This window comes from Cryptocyanus atlanticus LEGE 06306, from assembly GCF_056633155.1.
Genome location: NZ_JBSJOZ010000002.1, coordinates 177,346 through 191,441, shown reverse-complemented (window position 1 = coordinate 191,441; position 14,096 = coordinate 177,346). Strand labels below are relative to the sequence as shown.

At 67.5% G+C, this 14,096-nt stretch carries 25 protein-coding genes; 24 read left to right on the top strand and 1 reads right to left on the bottom strand.

Annotated features, from left to right (window positions below; translation table 11 throughout):
- The first annotated feature begins 14 nt into the window (after positions 1 to 14).
- The 24 genes from rpsC (at position 15) to prfA (ending at position 13,526) form a co-directional block, all read left to right on the top strand.
- Complete coding sequence (gene rpsC / locus ACWJI7_RS03685) at positions 15 to 743, top strand: 30S ribosomal protein S3 (RefSeq protein WP_479935460.1); 729 nt, start codon at positions 15 to 17, stop codon at positions 741 to 743.
- A gap of 16 nt (positions 744 to 759) precedes the next feature.
- On the top strand, positions 760 to 1,221 hold the full coding sequence (gene rplP, locus ACWJI7_RS03680; RefSeq protein ID WP_479935458.1) for a 50S ribosomal protein L16: 462 nt from the start codon (positions 760 to 762) through the stop codon (positions 1,219 to 1,221).
- A gap of 2 nt (positions 1,222 to 1,223) precedes the next feature.
- Positions 1,224 to 1,439: a 50S ribosomal protein L29 gene (gene rpmC, locus ACWJI7_RS03675; protein WP_479935456.1), complete on the top strand. Its 216-nt coding sequence runs from the start codon at positions 1,224 to 1,226 to the stop codon at positions 1,437 to 1,439.
- Between the two features lie 15 nt (positions 1,440 to 1,454).
- Positions 1,455 to 1,706: a 30S ribosomal protein S17 gene (rpsQ, locus tag ACWJI7_RS03670; protein ID WP_479935455.1), complete on the top strand. Its 252-nt coding sequence runs from the start codon at positions 1,455 to 1,457 to the stop codon at positions 1,704 to 1,706.
- 12 nt (positions 1,707 to 1,718) lie between these two features.
- Positions 1,719 to 2,084 carry a 50S ribosomal protein L14 gene (rplN, locus tag ACWJI7_RS03665; RefSeq protein ID WP_479935453.1) on the top strand — a complete coding sequence of 122 codons (366 nt, stop codon included), beginning with the start codon at positions 1,719 to 1,721 and terminating at the stop codon, positions 2,082 to 2,084.
- Position 2,085: 1 nt separating this feature from the next.
- A complete protein-coding gene (rplX, locus tag ACWJI7_RS03660) occupies positions 2,086 to 2,442 on the top strand; it encodes a 50S ribosomal protein L24 (RefSeq protein WP_479935452.1) in 357 nt (118 codons plus the stop codon).
- An 83-nt stretch (positions 2,443 to 2,525) separates the two neighbouring features.
- Positions 2,526 to 3,065, top strand: coding sequence for a 50S ribosomal protein L5 (gene rplE, locus ACWJI7_RS03655; RefSeq protein ID WP_479935450.1), 540 nt, complete (start codon positions 2,526 to 2,528; stop codon positions 3,063 to 3,065).
- Positions 3,066 to 3,084: 19 nt separating this feature from the next.
- On the top strand, positions 3,085 to 3,486 hold the full coding sequence (gene rpsH, locus ACWJI7_RS03650) for a 30S ribosomal protein S8 (protein WP_479935448.1): 402 nt from the start codon (positions 3,085 to 3,087) through the stop codon (positions 3,484 to 3,486).
- A gap of 15 nt (positions 3,487 to 3,501) precedes the next feature.
- Positions 3,502 to 4,041: a 50S ribosomal protein L6 gene (gene rplF, locus ACWJI7_RS03645; protein WP_479935446.1), complete on the top strand. Its 540-nt coding sequence runs from the start codon at positions 3,502 to 3,504 to the stop codon at positions 4,039 to 4,041.
- Positions 4,042 to 4,073: 32 nt separating this feature from the next.
- Entirely contained in the window at positions 4,074 to 4,439 is a 366-nt protein-coding gene (gene rplR, locus ACWJI7_RS03640; protein ID WP_479935444.1) for a 50S ribosomal protein L18, read from the top strand.
- Positions 4,440 to 4,452: 13 nt separating this feature from the next.
- Complete coding sequence (gene rpsE, locus ACWJI7_RS03635; RefSeq protein ID WP_479935443.1) at positions 4,453 to 5,115, top strand: 30S ribosomal protein S5; 663 nt, start codon at positions 4,453 to 4,455, stop codon at positions 5,113 to 5,115.
- Between the two features lie 8 nt (positions 5,116 to 5,123).
- Complete coding sequence (gene rplO / locus ACWJI7_RS03630) at positions 5,124 to 5,576, top strand: 50S ribosomal protein L15 (RefSeq protein ID WP_479935442.1); 453 nt, start codon at positions 5,124 to 5,126, stop codon at positions 5,574 to 5,576.
- 43 nt (positions 5,577 to 5,619) lie between these two features.
- Positions 5,620 to 6,936, top strand: a complete 1,317-nt coding sequence (secY, locus tag ACWJI7_RS03625) for a preprotein translocase subunit SecY (RefSeq protein WP_479935440.1) — start codon at positions 5,620 to 5,622, stop codon at positions 6,934 to 6,936.
- Positions 6,937 to 7,012: 76 nt separating this feature from the next.
- Entirely contained in the window at positions 7,013 to 7,561 is a 549-nt protein-coding gene (locus ACWJI7_RS03620; protein WP_479935438.1) for an adenylate kinase, read from the top strand.
- 65 nt (positions 7,562 to 7,626) lie between these two features.
- Entirely contained in the window at positions 7,627 to 7,740 is a 114-nt protein-coding gene (rpmJ, locus tag ACWJI7_RS03615) for a 50S ribosomal protein L36 (RefSeq protein ID WP_007100636.1), read from the top strand.
- 96 nt (positions 7,741 to 7,836) lie between these two features.
- Positions 7,837 to 8,202: a 30S ribosomal protein S13 gene (gene rpsM, locus ACWJI7_RS03610; RefSeq protein ID WP_479935436.1), complete on the top strand. Its 366-nt coding sequence runs from the start codon at positions 7,837 to 7,839 to the stop codon at positions 8,200 to 8,202.
- A gap of 72 nt (positions 8,203 to 8,274) precedes the next feature.
- Complete coding sequence (gene rpsK / locus ACWJI7_RS03605) at positions 8,275 to 8,667, top strand: 30S ribosomal protein S11 (protein WP_006173334.1); 393 nt, start codon at positions 8,275 to 8,277, stop codon at positions 8,665 to 8,667.
- A gap of 56 nt (positions 8,668 to 8,723) precedes the next feature.
- A complete protein-coding gene (locus tag ACWJI7_RS03600) occupies positions 8,724 to 9,662 on the top strand; it encodes a DNA-directed RNA polymerase subunit alpha (protein ID WP_479935434.1) in 939 nt (312 codons plus the stop codon).
- A gap of 40 nt (positions 9,663 to 9,702) precedes the next feature.
- Positions 9,703 to 10,053: a 50S ribosomal protein L17 gene (rplQ, locus tag ACWJI7_RS03595; RefSeq protein WP_479935432.1), complete on the top strand. Its 351-nt coding sequence runs from the start codon at positions 9,703 to 9,705 to the stop codon at positions 10,051 to 10,053.
- Between the two features lie 37 nt (positions 10,054 to 10,090).
- Entirely contained in the window at positions 10,091 to 10,981 is an 891-nt protein-coding gene (gene truA, locus ACWJI7_RS03590) for a tRNA pseudouridine(38-40) synthase TruA (RefSeq protein WP_479935630.1), read from the top strand.
- Between the two features lie 124 nt (positions 10,982 to 11,105).
- Entirely contained in the window at positions 11,106 to 11,558 is a 453-nt protein-coding gene (rplM, locus tag ACWJI7_RS03585; RefSeq protein ID WP_479935430.1) for a 50S ribosomal protein L13, read from the top strand.
- Positions 11,555 to 11,962, top strand: a complete 408-nt coding sequence (gene rpsI / locus ACWJI7_RS03580) for a 30S ribosomal protein S9 (RefSeq protein ID WP_479935428.1) — start codon at positions 11,555 to 11,557, stop codon at positions 11,960 to 11,962. Before rplM ends, rpsI begins: the two co-directional genes overlap by 4 nt.
- Before the next feature lie 16 nt (positions 11,963 to 11,978).
- Positions 11,979 to 12,290 (top strand): 50S ribosomal protein L31, encoded by a 312-nt coding sequence (gene rpmE / locus ACWJI7_RS03575; protein WP_479935426.1) that lies wholly within the window; start codon positions 11,979 to 11,981, stop codon positions 12,288 to 12,290.
- 135 nt (positions 12,291 to 12,425) lie between these two features.
- The gene (prfA, locus tag ACWJI7_RS03570) at positions 12,426 to 13,526 is read left to right on the top strand and encodes a peptide chain release factor 1 (protein WP_479935424.1); all 1,101 of its coding nucleotides are present in this window, start codon (positions 12,426 to 12,428) and stop codon (positions 13,524 to 13,526) included.
- A 19-nt stretch (positions 13,527 to 13,545) separates the two neighbouring features.
- Here the strand turns inward: prfA and ACWJI7_RS03565 are convergent, their stop codons facing one another.
- Positions 13,546 to 14,043 (bottom strand): HNH endonuclease, encoded by a 498-nt coding sequence (locus tag ACWJI7_RS03565; protein ID WP_479935422.1) that lies wholly within the window; start codon positions 14,041 to 14,043, stop codon positions 13,546 to 13,548.
- Between the last annotated feature and the right edge of the window lie 53 nt (positions 14,044 to 14,096).

The window sequence follows — 14,096 nt, the reverse complement described above, 5'->3', positions numbered from 1 at the left end:
GAGGACACCGCCCGATGGGACACAAGATCCATCCAACCGGCCTGCGCCTGGGGATCACCCAGGACCACCGCTCCCGTTGGTACGCCCCCAGCAAGACCTACCCGATCCTTCTCCAGGAAGACGATCGGATCCGCCGCTTCATCCACAAGAAGTACGCCTCCGCCGGCATCAGCGACGTGCTGATCGCCCGCAAGGCCGACCAGCTGGAGGTGGAACTCAAGACCGCCCGCCCCGGTGTGCTGGTCGGTCGCCAGGGCAGTGGCATTGAGGAGCTCCGCTCCGGCATCCAGAACACCCTGCGTGATCGCGCCCGCCAGGTGCGCATCAACGTGGTCGAGGTGGAGCGTGTCGACGCCGACGCCTTCCTGCTGGCCGAGTACATCGCCCAGCAACTGGAGAAGCGGGTGGCGTTCCGCCGGGTCATGCGCATGACCGTGCAGCGCGCCCAGCGGGCCGGGGTGCTGGGGCTCAAGATCCAGGTGAGCGGACGCCTCAACGGCGCCGAGATCGCCCGGACCGAATGGACCCGGGAGGGGCGGGTGCCCCTGCACACCCTGCGCGCCGACATCGACTACGCCACCAAGGTGGCGTCCACCACCTACGGCGTGCTCGGCATCAAGGTGTGGGTGTTCAAGGGAGAGGTGCTCCCCGGGCAGAAGGAGCAACTGCCCGTCGGGGGTGCCCCGCGGCGCCGCGCCAACCGGCGGCCCCAACAGTTCGAAGACCGTTCGAACGACGAGTGATCTGGAGGCCTGAACCATGTTGAGTCCACGACGCGTCAAATTCCGCAAACAGCAGCGAGGCCGCATGAGCGGTGTCGCCACCCGGGGCAACACCATCGCCTTCGGTCAGTTTGCCTTGCAGGCCCAGGAATGCGGTTGGATCACCTCCCGCCAGATCGAGGCCAGCCGCCGGGCCATGACCCGCTATGTCAAGCGGGGCGGGAAGATCTGGATCCGGATCTTCCCCGACAAGCCCGTCACCATGCGCCCCGCCGAAACCCGGATGGGCTCCGGCAAGGGCAACCCCGAGTTCTGGGTGGCGGTGATCAAACCCGGCCGCATTCTCTTCGAGATGGGTGGGGCTGAGATCACCGAGACCATCGCCAAGGAGGCGATGCGGCTGGCCCAGTACAAGCTGCCGCTCAAGACCAAGTTTCTGGCCCTTCCCGACCAGGAGATCGAGGTCAGCCCCGAACTCGCCGTTCCTGTGGAGTCCTGACCATGGCCCGTCCCAACATCGCCGAGGTGCGCAAGCTCACCGACGCCGAACTCACCGAACAGATCGACGGCCTGCGCCGGGATCTGTTCGATCTCCGCTTCCAGCAGGCCACCCGCCGACTGGAGCAACCGCACCGCTTCCGGCTGAACCGCACCAAGCTGGCCCAGCTCAAGACGGTGCAGCAGGAGCGTCAGCGCTCCGCTCTAACCGCCTCCTGATCCCCCACATCATCCATGGCACTCAAGGAAAGGGTCGGCACCGTCGTCAGCGACAAGATGGACAAAACGGTGGTGGTGGCGGTGGAGAACCGCTTCCCCCATCCCATCTATCAGAAGACCGTCAGCCGCACCACCCGCTACAAAGCCCACGACGAAGACAACCGTTGCCGCGTGGGCGATCGGGTCCGCATCACCGAAACCCGCCCGCTCAGCCGCACCAAGCGCTGGGCCGTGGCCGAGGTTTTCAACCCATCCGGCGCGAGCTGAGGAGATCCCCCCATGATTCAGCAGGAAACCTTCCTGAACGTCGCTGACAACAGCGGCGCCAAGCGCATCCAGTGCATCCGGGTGCTGGGAACCAACCGTCGCTACGCCCACGTCGGCGATGTGATCGTCGCCGCCGTCAAGGACGCGATGCCCAACATGGGCGTGAAGAAATCGGATGTGGTCAAGGCGGTGGTGGTTCGCACCCGGGCCACCCTGCGCCGCAACACCGGCAACGCGATCCGCTTCGACGACAACGCCGCGGTGATCCTGGGTGCCGACAACAACCCGAAGGGCACCCGGGTGTTCGGTCCGGTGGCCCGCGAACTGCGGGAGCGCAACTTCACCAAAATCGTGTCCCTCGCTCCGGAGGTGATCTGACATGGCCACTGCCACCGCCAAGGCCAAGACCACCCAGCGCGTCAAGATGCGCGTCCGCAAAGGAGACACCGTCCGGGTGATCGCCGGCAAGGACAAGGGCAAGACCGGCGAGGTCCTGCGCACGCTTCCCGAGCTCAACCGGGTGATCGTGCAGGGGATCAACCTCCGCACCCGCCACGTCAAGCCCACCCAGGAGGGAGAAAGTGGCCGCATCGTCACCGAGGAGGCCTCCGTCCACGCCTCCAACGTGATGGTGTACTCCTCGGCCCAGAACGTGGCCAGCCGGGTGGAGCTGGTCGTCCAGGACGACGGCACCAAGCGGCGCCGCCTCAAGAAGACCGGCGAACTGCTCGACTGAGCACCCCTCCCCCGTCCTCTCTGTCCCCCTTCCTCCCGTCCGCCTTCTGACCACGCCCAGAAGCGCACACCCCCTCCTCCGCCATGTCACTCAAACAGCGCTACCGGGAGACGATCCAGCCCAAGCTGCTCAAGGATCTCAGTCTCTCGAACGTCCATGAAGTCCCCAAGGTGGTGAAAGTCACCCTCAACCGGGGGCTCGGTGAAGCCGCCCAGAACGCCAAGGCCCTTGAGGCCTCGATCGCCGAACTGGCCACGATCACCGGCCAGAAGGTGGTGGTGACCCGTGCGAAGAAGGCCATCGCCGGCTTCAAGATCCGCCAGGGCATGCCGATCGGGGTGGCGGTCACGCTGCGCGGTGAACGGATGTACGCGTTTCTCGAGCGTCTGATCAACCTGGCCCTGCCCCGCATCCGCGACTTCAGGGGGGTCAGCCCCAAGAGCTTCGATGGACGGGGCAACTACACCCTGGGGGTGAGGGAGCAGATCATCTTCCCCGAGATCTCCTACGACAAGATCGACGCCATTCGTGGCATGGACATCACCATCGTGACCAGCGCCCGCAACGACGAAGAGGGCCGGGCCCTCCTCCGCGAGATGGGAATGCCGTTCCGCAGCAACTGAGCCCTCCTCGGACCCAACCATGGCCAACCACGACCCCATTTCCGACATGCTCACCCGCATCCGCAATGCGAGTGAGAAGAAGCACCAGACCACCAGGGTGCCCGCGTCCCGTCTCTCCCACAGCATCGCCAAGGTGTTGCAGCGGGAGGGCTTCATCGCTGAGATCAGCGAAGAGGGCGAGGGGGTGCAGCGACACCTGGTCCTCGAGCTGAAATACAGCGGCAAGCACCGCCAGCCGACCATCCGCTCCGTCCAGCGGGTGAGCAAGCCGGGTCTGCGCATCTACAAGAACACCCGCCAGCTCCCCAAGGTCCTCGGTGGCCTCGGCGTGGCGATCATCTCCACCTCCCGGGGTGTGATGAGCGACCGTGACGCCCGCAAGCAGGGCGTGGGCGGCGAAGTGCTCTGCTACATCTACTGATCAGGGAGTCGATCCATGTCTCGTATTGGTAAAGCGCCGATCCCCATCCCCGACAAGGTGAGCATCACCCTGGACGGTCTGGCGGTCACGGTGAAGGGTCCCAGGGGCGAGCTCAGCCGCACCCTCCCCGACGGAGTGGTGGTGAGCCAGGCCGAGGGCACCATCGTGGTGGCCCCAGTGAGCGGCAGCCGCCGCTCCCGCGAGCGGCACGGCCTCTGCCGCACGCTCGTGGCCAACATGGTTGAGGGCGTCAGCACGGGCTTCACCCGCAAGCTCGAGATCATCGGCGTGGGCTACAGGGCCCAGGTCCAGGGCCGGAAGCTGGTGGTCAGCGCCGGCTACAGCCATCCGGTGGAGGTCAATCCTCCCGAAGGGATCAGCTTCTCGGTGGAGAGCAACACCCAGGTGCTGGTCTCCGGAGCGGACAAGGAACTGGTGGGCAACGAGGCCGCCAAGATCCGCGCCATCCGTCCTCCCGAGCCCTACAAGGGCAAGGGCATCAAGTATCAGGACGAGCGCATCCTGCGCAAGGCCGGCAAGACCGGCAAGAAATGAGGCCCGCCTGAGCGTCTCCCACCCGTACCGCCATGTCCTCCCTTCCCCGCAAGCAGCAGACCCAGAAACGGCACCGCCGCCTGCGTCGCCATCTCAACGGCACCACCGAGCGTCCCCGCCTGGCCGTGTTCCGCTCCAACAATCACATCTACGCCCAGCTCATCGACGACGACGCCCAGACCACCCTCTGCGCCGCGTCCACCCTGGACAAGGACCTGCGCACCAGCCTCGAGTCGAGCGCCAGTTGCGACGCCTCCGTGGCGGTGGGACAGCTGGTTGCCCAGCGGGCCATCGCCAAGGGCATCCAGCAGGTGGTGTTCGATCGCGGTGGCAAGCTCTATCACGGCCGGGTGAAGGCCCTTGCCGATGCCGCCCGGGATGCGGGCCTTCAGTTCTGAACCGGCTTCAACCATGATCGAAACCAACGACCAGATTCAGACCAGCGTCATCCCGGCGGCGGCCGACGTTCCTGCGGCGGCCGAAGGCCAGCAGGAACGGCGCGGCGGCGGCGGCCGTGGAGACAGCAAGGGAGGGGGTGACCGCCGCGGTGGAGGCGGCCGCCGCGGCGGCGATCGGCGCGGCCAGGAGCGCGACTCCGAATGGCAGGAGCGGGTGGTGCAGATCCGCCGTGTCTCCAAGACCGTCAAGGGCGGCAAGAAGATGAGCTTCCGGGCCATCGTGGTGGTCGGCAATGAGCGGGGCCAGGTGGGCGTTGGGGTCGGCAAGGCCGGCGATGTGATCGGCGCGGTCCGCAAGGGTGTCGCCGATGGCAAGAAGCACCTGGTCAAGGTGCCCCTCACCCGCACCAGCTCCATTCCCACCATCAGCACCGGCGCCGACGGGGCCGCCAGCGTGCTGATGCGTCCGGCAGCTCCGGGAACGGGTGTGATCGCCGGCGGTTCGATCCGCACCGTGCTCGAACTGGCCGGCATCAAGAACGTGCTGGCCAAGCGCCTGGGGAGCAAGACCCCCCTCAACAACGCCCGGGCCGCCATCCAGGCGCTCCAGGACCTCCGCACCCACAAGGAGACCGCCAAGGAGCGGGGCATCTCCCTTGAGCAGATCTACTCCTGAGCCTCCCCATGACCCTCTCACTCAGCACCCTCAAGCCCCAGGCCGGATCCCGGCAGCGGAAGCTGCGCAAGGGCCGGGGCATCGCGGCCGGTCAGGGCGCCAGCTGCGGCTTCGGCATGCGCGGCCAGAAGTCCCGCTCCGGCCGACCCACCCGGCCCGGCTTCGAGGGGGGACAGATGCCCCTCTACCGGCGGGTTCCCAAGCTCAAGCACTTCCCGCTGGTCAACCCGAGGCACTTCACGGTGCTCAACATCTCCAGGCTGGCCGACCTTGAGGCCGGCAGCAGCGTGACCCTGGAGTCCCTGGTCGCCGCCGGGATCGTGACCAGCCCCAAGCACCCCCTGAAGATCCTCGGCCAAGGTGAGCTCAGCGTGGCCCTGCGCGTGACGGCCTCGGCCTTCACGGCCTCGGCCCGGGCCAAGATCGAGGCGGCCGGTGGCAGCTGCGAGCTGATCGACTGATTGCCAACGGCCCTGCGGCCAGCCCTACTCGTCCGTTCTCACCATGCTCGTCAGCCGGGGGCGCAACCCCAGTGCCGGTGAAATCCTCACCCAGCTCGTCCAGTCCAAGGGATTGCGCGACCGGGTGCTCACCACCCTCGGCCTGCTGCTGCTGATCCGCCTCGGGATCTACATCCCGGTGCCCGGCATCGACCGGGTGGCCTTCCAGCAGTTCATCCAGCAGGGGGGGCAACTGATCGGCTTTCTCGACATCTTCACCGGCGGCGGCATCTCCACGCTCGGCGTATTCGCCCTCGGCATCCTGCCGTTCATCAACGCTTCGATCATCCTGCAGTTACTCACGGCGGCCCTGCCCCAGCTGGAGGACCTCCAGAAGAACGAAGGCGAGGCCGGACGGCGCAAGATCGCCCAGATCACCCGCTATGTGGCCCTCGGGTGGGGCCTGCTCCAGAGCACGGTCTTCGCGCTGATCCTGCGGCAATACGCCCTGCCCGGCCTGTCCGAGCCGGTGTTCGTGATCCAGACCACCCTGGCCCTCGTCACGGGCTCGATGGTGGTGATGTGGATCAGCGAGGTGATCACCGAGCGGGGCATCGGCCAGGGGGCGTCGCTGGTGATCTTCGTGAACATCGTGGCCACCCTGCCCCGGGCCCTGGGCTCCACCGTGCGACTGGCCGAAAGCGGCGACCGCGCCACCATCGGCGGCATCATTGTGCTGGTGCTGATCTTCCTGGTCACCATTGTCGGGATCATCTTCGTGCAGGAAGGCAGCCGCAGGATTCCGATCGTCAGCGCCAAGCGCCAGGTGGGCCAGGCCAATCTGGCGGCACGCCAGAGCTACCTGCCCCTGAAGCTCAACGCCGGCGGTGTGATGCCGATCATCTTCGCGTCGGCGGTGGTCTTCCTGCCACTGACCATCGCCAACATCACCCGGGCCCCCTGGCTGATCCAGCTGGCCGGCTATCTGAACCCCAACAGCAGCACCCCCTGGCTCTATGCCGTGGTGTTCTTCGCCCTGATCATCGGTTTCTCGCTCTTCTATGCCTCGCTGACGGTCAACCCGGTCGACATTGCCACCAACCTGAAGCGGGGAGGTGTCGCCATCCCCGGCATCCGGCCAGGCTCGGCCACGGCCGCCTACCTGAGCGGCGTTCAGAACCGGCTCACCCTGCTGGGGGGCCTCTTCCTCGGAGCCGTGGCGATCATCCCCTCGGCGATCGAAGGCGCCACCCAGGTCCGCACCTTCCAGGGGCTTGGGGCGACCTCCCTGCTGATCCTCGTCGGCGTCGCCATCGACACCGCCAAACAGGTGCAGACCTACGTGATCTCCCAGCGCTACGAGGGGATGGTGCGCCAGTAGCGTCACGCTTGCCTACCCACTCCCCAGCCCGCACCGCCGGCTTCCGGCCACTCTCCGGCCCCCGCCGACCCCCGCCATGAACGATCGTCTCCTCTTCCTCGGCCCCCCTGGTGTGGGCAAGGGCACCCAGGCCCAGCAGCTGGCCGGCCACCGGAATCTCCTGCACCTCTCCACCGGCGATCTGCTGCGGGCCGAAGTCCAGGCCGGCAGCCCCCTGGGGAAGCAGGCCGAGGCCGTGATGGCCCGGGGCGAGCTGGTGGGCGATGCCCTGGTGCTGGCGATCGTGAAAGCTCGCCTGGACAGCCATGACGGAGGCTGGCTGCTCGATGGCTTCCCCCGCAACCTCGCCCAGGCCGAAGCCCTGAGCGAGCTGCTCAAGACGCTGGAGCAGCCGATTCAGCATGTGATCCTGCTGCAACTCGACGACGAGACCCTGCTCCAGAGACTGCTCGCCCGCGGTCGACAGGACGACAACGAGGCGGTGATCCGCAACCGCCTTCAGGTGTATCGCCAGCAGACCGCCCCCCTGATCGCCCTCTACCGCGAGCACGGGTTGCTCCGCGAAGTGGAAGCGAGCGGCACGATTGAGGCCATCGCCAGCCGCATCGCCGGGATTCTGGTCTGAAGCCCTGAAGGGGCTTGAGCGCTGTGATACGTTAGCTGTTTGCAAAGAATGGAGAGTCGCCGCCCATGAAGGTGCGTGCCTCAGTCAAGAAGATGTGCGAGAAGTGCCGGGTGATTCGCCGGCACGGCCGGGTCATGGTGATCTGCACCAACCCCAAGCACAAGCAGCGCCAGGGCTGACCCGAGCGCCCCGTCTTCGCGTCCCCAGCCGCGCCCCCCGGGGCGCGCTCCGGCCCCAGGGCCAACCCTTCCTTACCCTCCTGATCGTTTTCCTTCGTGGCTCGGATTTCCGGTGTCGACATCCCTCGTGACAAGAGGGTCGAGATTGCTCTCACCTACGTGTATGGCATCGGGTTGACCCGTGCCCAGAAGATCCTGGCCAAAACGGGTGTCAACCCGGACATCCGGGTCAAGGATCTCGAGGATGTCGACGTGCAGAAACTGCGGGCGGCTGCCGAGAGCTTCACCCTCGAGGGGGATCTGCGCCGGCAGGAGGGCATGGCCCTCAAGCGCCTGCAGGACATCGGCTGCCTGCGGGGCCGCCGCCACCGCATGGGGCTTCCCGTGCGGGGCCAGCGCACCCGCACCAACGCCCGCACCCGCCGCGGCGCCCGCAAGACCGTGGCCGGCAAGAAGAAGTAAGCCCTCCTCCCCGCGTCCAACCGACCGCCTCTCCCCGGTCCTCCCACCCCATTCCCATCAGGCCCCCCGTCCATGGCGAAGCCAGCCAAGAAAACCGGCGCCAAGAAAACCAAGCGCAATGTGCCCAACGGCGTGGCACACATCCAGAGCACGTTCAACAACACCATCGTGTCGATCACCGACACGGCCGGTGAGGTGATCTCCTGGTCCTCGGCTGGCGCCAGCGGCTTCAAGGGCGCCCGCAAGGGCACCCCCTTCGCCGCCCAGACCGCCGCCGAAGCCGCCGGCCGACGGGCCCTCGAGCAGGGCATGCGGCAGATCGAAGTGCTGGTGCGCGGCCCTGGTTCGGGCCGGGAAACCGCCATTCGGGCCCTCCAGGTGGCCGGCCTCGAGATCACCCTGATCCGCGATGTCACCCCACTGCCCCACAACGGCTGCCGCCGCTCCAAGCGACGCCGGGTCTGAGTCGCCAGGCGCCAGTTCTCCAGCCTCCGGGCGTTCCTCTTCACCACCTTCAGGCCGTGCATCAGTATCAGATCGACCGGGTCGAACATCAGGTCGCCGACGACCGCTCCCAGACCGGAGTGTTTGTGATCGGTCCCCTCGACCGCGGTCAGGCCATCACCCTGGGCAACGCCCTCCGCCGTGTCCTGATGGGGGGCATGGAAGGCAGTGCCATCACGGCCGTTCGGATCGCCGGCGTCAACCATGAGTACGCCACCGTGCCCGGCGTCCGCGAAGACGTGCTCGACATCCTGCTCAACTGCAAGGAAGTGGTCGTCAACAGCCGCAGCCGTGAACAGGAGATCGGGCGACTGATCGTCAACGGCCCCGCCACCGTCACCGCCGCCGATCTGCAGTTCTCCTCCCAGGTGCAGGTGGTCGATCTGGACCGTCCGATCGCCACCGTGGCCGAAGGCCATTCCCTGGAACTGGAAGTGCACGTGGAGCGCGGCGTCGGCTACCGGCCGGTGGACCGCCATCATGAGGACACCAGCGCCATCGATCTCCTCCAGATCGACGCCGTGTTCATGCCGGTCCGACGGGTGAACTACACCGTCGACGAAACCGCCGTGGGCGAAGGGGGGTCGGCCCGGGAGCGGCTGCGGCTCGAGATCCTCACCAGCGGCTCGATCACCCCCGACGACGCCATGGCCCAGGCGGCCAATCAGCTGATCGCCCTGTTCCAGCCCCTGGCCAGCCTGACCATGGCCGATGAGCCGGGCCTGGAGCCCGAACCTTCGGCTGAAAGCCAGATTCCCCTCGAGGAACTGAACCTCTCGGTGAGGGCCTACAACTGCCTCAAGCGCGCCCAGGTCAACTCGGTCTCCGATCTGATGGGCTTCAGCTACGAAGACCTGCTCGAGATCAAGAATTTCGGCTCCAAATCGGCCGATGAGGTGATCGAAGCCCTGGAGCGCATCGGCATCTCCCTGCCCCAGAGCCGCACCACGGCCTGAGCAGTCCCGCTCTCCTTCTTCCACACCCCTCTCCGGAACCATGCGCCACCAGTGCCGCGTCCCCCTGCTCGGACGCCCCGCCGACCAACGGAAGGCCCTGCTTCGCGGCCTCACCACCCAGCTGATACGGGAAGGTCGTGTCACCACCACCAAGGCCCGCGCCAAGGCCCTGCGCGAGGAAGCCGAGCGCATGATCACCCTGGCGAAGGACGGCAGCCTGGCGGCCCGGCGCCGCGCCATCGGCTACATCTTCGACAAGCAGCTGGTCCACTCCCTGTTCGACAAGGCCCAGGAGCGCTACGGCGACCGCAACGGCGGCTACACCCGCATCATCCGCACCGTCCCCCGTCGTGGTGACAACGCCCAGATGGCGATCATCGAGCTGGTCTGATCCCGTCGCCGGCGGCGCCCAGGACGGCCGGCACCGGATCGCACTCTGTCTCCAGTACGACGGCGGCCCCTTCTGCGGCTGGCAGCGGCAACGGGGCCAGGCCAGCGTTCAGGCCACCCTGGAGCAGGCGCTCGAGGCCCTTGATCCCCATCGCCCGATCCGTACCATCGCCGCCGGTCGCACCGACAGGGGTGTGCACGCCGCCGGCCAGGTGGTCCATGTCGACACAAGCGGGCCCATCCCTCCCCAGCGCTGGCCCGCCGCCCTCAACGGTCGCCTGCCGGCCAGCATCCGGGTGCGGGCCGCGGCCACGGTGCACCACGGCTGGCACGCCTGCTTTTCGGCGATCTACCGCCGCTACCGGTACACGCTGTACAACGGCCGCCGGCCCAACCTGTTTCTGGCCCCCTGGAGCTGGCATCGCTATCGGCATCGGCTCGACGAGAGGGCGATGGCCGAGGCCCTGGGGGGTCTGCTCGGCCGCCACGACTTCCGGGCCTTCCGACGCGCCGGCAGCCACCGCGCCCACTCCTCCACCCAGGTGCAGGCCGTGAGCCTGGAGCGCTGCGGGGACCTGATCGTGACCGAAATCCAGGCCAGCGGCTTCCTCTACGGCATGGTGCGGCTGCTGATGGGCCAGCTGGTGGCCGTCGGGGAGGGCCGCCTCAACCGGGACGCGTTCACCCATCGCTGGCGCAGCGGCGCCCGCGAGGAGATCCGGGAGGCGGCCCCGCCGCAGGGACTCTGCCTGCTGCGGGTGGGCTACCCGAGCCCGGTGTTCCCCAGCTCGGCCTGGTATGATGGCCAACCGCGGTTCCAGCTGGAATGCCAGGATCCGCCGGAGCAACCTGATCGAAGCACCCCTGGGTTTTTCGGGGCTCACGAGCACTGGCCACCGGGTCCCCCCGGCGGCCCTCTCGAGGGGTGAGGCGGTCCAAGGTCTAGGCTCCACCAACGGGCTTCGGAGCACGGATGCGTCCGTGGCCGTGCCGTTCCCTGTCCAGCCCCATCCACCGGGATGGCGCCCTATTCCGATCCGGCCTGCCGGTGCGATGAACAAGACCCCCGTTCCCTCCGCTGATTCCCTCGTCCGCCAGTGGTATCTGGTGGACGCCGAGAATCAGACCCTCGGCCGCCTCGCCACTGAAGTGGCCAGCGTGCTGCGGGGCAAGAACAAGCCCACCTTCACCCCCCACCTCGACACGGGCGATTTCGTCATCGTCGTCAATGCCGAGAAGGTGAGGATCAGCGGCAACAAGTCCACCCAGAAGATCTACCGGCGCCACTCCGGCCGCCCCGGCGCCATGAAGACCGAAACCTTCGCCGCCCTCCAGGCCCGGCTCCCCGAGCGGATCGTCGAGAAGGCGATCAAGGGGATGCTGCCCCATAACGCGCTCGGACGTCAGCTGTTCCGCAAGCTCAAGGTCTACAAGGGCGCTGCCCATCCCCATGCCGCCCAGCAGCCCCAGGCTCTGGCCCTCGATCCTTCCGCCGCCGCCCAATGAGCACCGTTTCCAACCGCGTCGTCTACTGGGGCACGGGCCGCCGCAAAACGGCCGTGGCCCGCGTCCGGGTCGTGCCTGGCACAGGAGCGATCACGATCAATGGCCGCCCCGGCGACAACTACCTCAACTACAACCCCAGCTATCTCTCGGCGGTGAAGGCCCCCCTGGAAACCCTGGGTCTCGGCACCGAGTACGACCTGCTGGTCAACGTCAAGGGCGGTGGCCTCACCGGCCAGGCCGACGCGATCAAGCAGGGGGCCGCCCGGGCCCTCTGCGACCTCTCGACCGACAACCGCAAACCGCTCAAGACCGAAGGGCACCTCAGCCGCGACCCCCGCGCCAAGGAGCGCCGCAAGTACGGCCTGAAGAAAGCCCGCAAGGCTCCCCAGTTCTCCAAGCGCTGATCCCGCCACCCCAGCCATGCCCAAACCCAACATCCATCCCACCTGGTATCCCGACGCCAAGGTGATCTGCAATGGGGAAGTGGTGATGACCACAGGCTCCACCCAGCCCGAGCTCCACGTCGACGTCTGGAGCGGCAACCACCCCTTCTACACCGGAACCCAGAAGATCCTCGACACCGAAGGTCGGGTGGATCGCTTCATGCGGAAATACGGCATGGGCAGCGCCGACAGCGCCACCGCCGCAGCGGTGCGCCCCCAGGGCAATGGGGAATCCTCCACCGCCGAGGCGCCCGTGGCCGCCACCTCCGCCGGCACCGCTCCAGTCTGAACACCGCCGCGTCCTGCCGCGCCGCCTCTGCCTGAACACTCTCCGGACCGTTCCCAAAGCCGGATGCCCGTGGGCATCCGGCTTTGCTCTGGCCGGAGGTCCTGAGCCGATGCCCCTCCCGGATGCCCCCCGCCGATGGATGTCTCCTTTCTGAGCGAGCGCCTCGAGGCCGCCAGCCGCACGTTTCACACCCTCGAGCGCCAGCTGGCCGATCCCAACCTGGCGGGCAATCCGTCCCTGCGGCTGCGGATCACCCGGGAACGGGCCCGGCTAGAGCCGCTCGTGCATGGCTACGAGGAGCTTCGATCCCTGCGGGAGGATCTGGCCGATGCCCGACGGCTGCTGCGTGAAAGCCGGACCGACCCGGAGATGGAGGCCCTGGCCCAGGAGGAGATCGGCCGGCTCGGGGATCGCATCGAGGCCATCGAGGCCAGCCTGACCCTGGCCCTGCTCCCCAGCGACCCGAGGGATGGGCGCAGCGTGATGCTGGAGATCCGAGCCGGCGCCGGCGGCGACGAAGCCTCGCTCTGGGCGGGCGATCTGGCCCGGATGTACGAACGGTTCTCCCAGGCCACCGGCTGGAGAGTGGAACCCCTGAGTGCCTCCGAGGCCGATCTCGGCGGCTACAAGGAGCTGATCCTCTCGATCCGGGGAGAGGGCGTCTACAGCCGGCTGAAGTACGAGGCGGGCGTGCACCGGGTTCAGCGGGTTCCGGCCACGGAATCCCAGGGGCGGGTCCACACATCCACAGCCACCGTGGCAGTGATGCCGGAGGCCGATCCGGTCGAAGTGCAGCTCGATCCCGCCGATCTGGAGATCAGCACCGCCCGCTCCGGCGGCGCCGGGGGCCAGAACGTCAACAAGGTGGAAACCGCCGTGGACCTGCTCCACAAGCCCAGCGGCATCCGCGTCTTCTGCACCCAGCAACGCTCCCAGCTCCAGAACCGGGAGCGGGCCCTGGAGATCCTGCGGGCCAAACTGCTGGAACGGGAGCTGGCGGCCGCCGCCCTGGTCGAGAGTTCCGCCCGGCGGGCCCAGGTGGGCAGCGGCGATCGCAGTGAGAAGATCCGCACCTACAACGCCAAGGACAACCGGGTCACCGACCACCGACTCGGACGGAACTTCGCCCTTGAGCCCGTGCTGCAGGGCCAGCTGAGCGAACTGATCGGGGCCTGCGTCTCCGCCGACCAGCGCCGCCGGCTCGAGCAGCTCGCCCTCGACGCGGGCGGCGGCTGAGACGGCTCTCCAGAGTTGCTCAGGCTCCGATCACGTACTTGGCCCACTCCCGTCGCCCCGAGCGGATGTGACGGGTGGCCTCGAAGTAGAGGGTGCTGACCGGGCGACGGGGCACCCGGGCCAGGGGCATCGAGGCCTCCCGTGGCGTGCGGCTTCCCTTGCGCACATTGCAGCGCAGACAGGCCGTGGTCACATTCTCCCAGCTGTCGGTGCCACCCCGGCTGCGGGGGATCACATGGTCGATCGAGAGCTGGTCCCCCTGATACCCGCAGTACTGACAACTGTGGCCGTCCCGTTGAAAGATGTTGCGACGGGTGAGAGGCAACTGCTTGAACGGCACCCGCACGAACTGGCGGAGGCGGATCACCGAGGGTTGGAGGAACTCGCCGCGCAGGATGTGATCGGAATCATGCTCGAGGCCTTCCGCTTTGCCTTTCAGCACCATCACCGTGGCCCGGCGCCAACTGGTGATGTTCAGCGGTTCGTAGGAGGCATTCAGGACCAGAACCTGACTCATGGCGCGCTGACCAGCGGAGACGTGCCAGCTCCCCGGTTCAGCGGCATGTTACT